The 2,626-nt window shown below is 70.0% G+C and carries 4 protein-coding genes; 2 read left to right on the top strand and 2 right to left on the bottom strand.

The window, feature by feature from the left end:
• Positions 1-190: 190 nt before the first annotated feature.
• The gene (locus tag G3N92_RS32865; protein ID WP_206131687.1) at positions 191-379 is read left to right on the top strand and encodes a 4-oxalocrotonate tautomerase; all 189 of its coding nucleotides are present in this window, start codon (positions 191-193) and stop codon (positions 377-379) included.
• Between the two features lie 48 nt (positions 380-427).
• Here G3N92_RS32865 and G3N92_RS32860 read toward each other — a convergent pair whose 3' ends face one another.
• Positions 428-1,081 (bottom strand): LysE family translocator, encoded by a 654-nt coding sequence (locus G3N92_RS32860; protein ID WP_206131686.1) that lies wholly within the window; start codon positions 1,079-1,081, stop codon positions 428-430.
• A gap of 276 nt (positions 1,082-1,357) precedes the next feature.
• Here G3N92_RS32860 and G3N92_RS32855 point away from each other — a divergent pair, with 276 nt between their 5' ends.
• Positions 1,358-1,840, top strand: a complete 483-nt coding sequence (locus tag G3N92_RS32855) for an Lrp/AsnC family transcriptional regulator (RefSeq protein ID WP_206131685.1) — start codon at positions 1,358-1,360, stop codon at positions 1,838-1,840.
• Positions 1,841-1,859: 19 nt separating this feature from the next.
• Here the strand turns inward: G3N92_RS32855 and G3N92_RS32850 are convergent.
• Positions 1,860-2,626 (bottom strand): zinc-binding dehydrogenase (locus G3N92_RS32850; protein WP_206131684.1); only part of this gene is annotated, 767 nt, incomplete at its 5' end.

The following is a 2,626-nucleotide window of genomic DNA, read 5'->3' as shown; positions in this document are numbered from 1 at the left end:
CGCCGCGCTCGCCGCGGCGCTGCTGGCGGCAACGCTACAATGGCTCGCGCTGCAAGCCGGCCTGCCGCCGTTCAGCGCGCCGTTCGCCGTCGCGGCGTGCCTCACGACGCTCGCGTTGCGCCGCCTGCGCGGCGAGGCGCGCGCCTGAAGCGCATCCCCCCTTCCTGTCACAAGCTCCCGGAGATCCGTCATGCCCACGTTCCAGATCGACCTGTTCGAAGGCCGCAGCATCGAACAGAAACGCCGTTTCGTCGAAGCCATCACGCGCGTGACCTGCGAGACGCTCGGCTGCGAGCCGTCGTCGGTCGACATCATTCTGCGCGACGTGAAGATGGAGAACTGGGCGACGGCGGGCAAGCTGTGGAGCGACAGCGAGTAAGCAAGCGAACCCGCAAGGCCGACACGGTGCGTCCGCAACCCGCACGCGTCAACCCCAGCCGGCCATCATCGCGCCCATTCCGGCCAGCAGGCCGCCCATCAGGCGATTGAGCGCGCGCACGCGCGTCGGCCGCCGCAGCCAGTGGCTCAGGCGCTGCGAGAACAGCGCCATCGACGCCACCCCGGCCACGAACAGCACCACGAAGCTCGTCGCCAGCGCCAGGTATTGCGCGTTGACGCTCCAGCGCGCGTCGGTGCTGATGAACTGCGGAAAGAACGACGGGAAGAACAGCAGCGTCTTCGGATTGAAGCCGGAGGTCGCCACGCCGCGCCAGAACAGGCCGCGCGACGTACCGGCCGGTACGCGCGCCGCATTCGCGTCGGCGTCGGCGTCGGCGTCGGCCGCCGGCCCGGTCAGCGAGACGCTGCGCCACTGCTTCACCCCGAGCCACACCAGATAGGCCGCGCCCACCCAGCGCAACACGCCGAGCGCGCGCGCATCGATGGTCAGCAGCGAATTGAGGCACAGCGCGGTCAGCATCAACTGCAGCAGCACGGCCACGGTGCCGCCCCACACGCACGGCAGCGCGCGCCGCCAGCCGGCGCGCAGCGCGTGGCTCATGGTCAGCAGATTGACGGGACCGGGGGCGTAGATCAGCACGAGCGCGGCGGCGACGAACGAGAGGTAGAGCGGGAACGGCATGTTTCGGAGGACGTGGCGAAGGCGGGTAGCGAGAGCGGTGGAGGCGCGGGTCGGCGCAATGACGCATGCCTGTCCGCCCGGCGTCGCGACTCGTGATCGCGGAAACTGCTCCCGTTCCGATGGGTGGTCGGATCGGTCGTGCCGGGCATTCGGGCATGGAGAAAATATACCCGGCCGGCCGCTGAAAAGGCTTCCGCTTATCCAGCGAAAAGCGCGCAAAACCGGAAGCTTCTTCAGATAAACTCACGATTCCCGGAACAGAATTCCCTTTCGACGATGGCCACCCGCGAACGCTCCCCCAAATCGCTCGACAATCAGGACCGCAAGATCCTGCGCGCGCTCCAGTCCAACGCCCGGCTGTCGAACGCAGAGCTGGCCGAACAGGTCGGCATGTCCACCACGGCCTGCTGGAACCGCACGCGCCAGCTCGAAACCGACGGCTATATCGACGGCTACGTCGCGCTCGTCAACCCGCGCATGCTGGGCTACGCCGACATCGTGATCCTCGAGGTCACGCTCGACCGCCACGAGGACGACGCGCTGGCCCGCTTCGGCGCCGAACTCGCCGCGCTGCCCGAGGTGCTGGAGGCCTACCTCGTCTCCGGCGAATACGATTACTGGATCAAGGTGGCGGTGGACGGCACGGCCGGCTACGAACGCTTCCTGCGCGAGAAGCTCTACAAGATCTCCAGCATCCGCCACAGCCGCTCGATGTTCGCGCTGCGCTGCGTGAAGGACGTGCCGTCGATGCAGGTGTGACGGCCGCCGCGCCGCGCGCTCAGCGGCCCATCGTCAGCACCATGCGGAACGTGGCCTCGCCCGAACGCATGCGCCGGTAGGCGTCCTCGGCGCGTTCGAGCGGCAGCGTCTCGATGCGCGGGCGCACGCCGGCCAGCACGCTGAAATCGAGCGCGCGCTCGTTCTCCCATGGCGAGCCGGTGATCGAGCCGAGCACGCTGCGCTCGCCCGCCACCAGATGCCCCGCCGACACCGGCAGCGGGTCCTTGCCCGCGCCCAGCACCACCAGCCGCCCCTGTGGCGCGAGCCCGGCCATCAGCGCGGCGGCGGCCGACGCGTCGCCGATCGTGGTCAGGATCGCCTGCGCGCCGCCGAGCGCCAGCAGACGCGCCGCGGCGTCCTCTCGCGCGGCATCGATATAGACATGCGCGCCGAGCGCCAGCGCATCGGCCTCGATCGCCGCGCCGCGCCCCACCGCCGCCACGCGAAACCCCATCCGCCGCGCGTATTGCAGCGCCATGTGGCCCAGCCCGCCGATGCCGAGCACGGCCACCGTGTCGCCGGCCTGCGCGCCGCATTTCTTCAGCGCGTTGAACGTGGCGATGCCGGCGCAGAGGATCGGCGCGGCCTCTTCCGAGGCAAGTTCGTCGGGGATCGCGACGAGGCCCGTTGCGCGCGCCAGCATCATCTCGGCATAGCCGCCGTCGCGGCTCGCGCCGACGAACGGCTGGTTCGCGCACAGTTGGAACCGGCCCTGCCGGCACGCCGGGCAGATCAGGCAATGGCCGCCCAGGCGGCCGACGCCGG

Origin of the sequence: Burkholderia sp. Ac-20379 (assembly GCF_017104645.1) — a bacterium.
Taxonomy (GTDB): Bacteria; Pseudomonadota; Gammaproteobacteria; order Burkholderiales; family Burkholderiaceae; genus Burkholderia.
Note: the sequence above shows the minus strand (reverse complement) of the source record. Positions and strands in the feature narration are given on the sequence as shown.

Excerpts from the sequence above, each read along its gene's own strand:
- G3N92_RS32865 (WP_206131687.1), top strand. The coding sequence starts at position 191 with ATGCCCACGTTCCAGATCGACCTGTTCGAAGGCCGCAGCATCGAACAG.
- G3N92_RS32860 (WP_206131686.1), bottom strand. The coding sequence starts at position 1,081 with ATGCCGTTCCCGCTCTACCTCTCGTTCGTCGCCGCCGCGCTCGTGCTG.
- G3N92_RS32855 (WP_206131685.1), top strand. The coding sequence starts at position 1,358 with ATGGCCACCCGCGAACGCTCCCCCAAATCGCTCGACAATCAGGACCGC.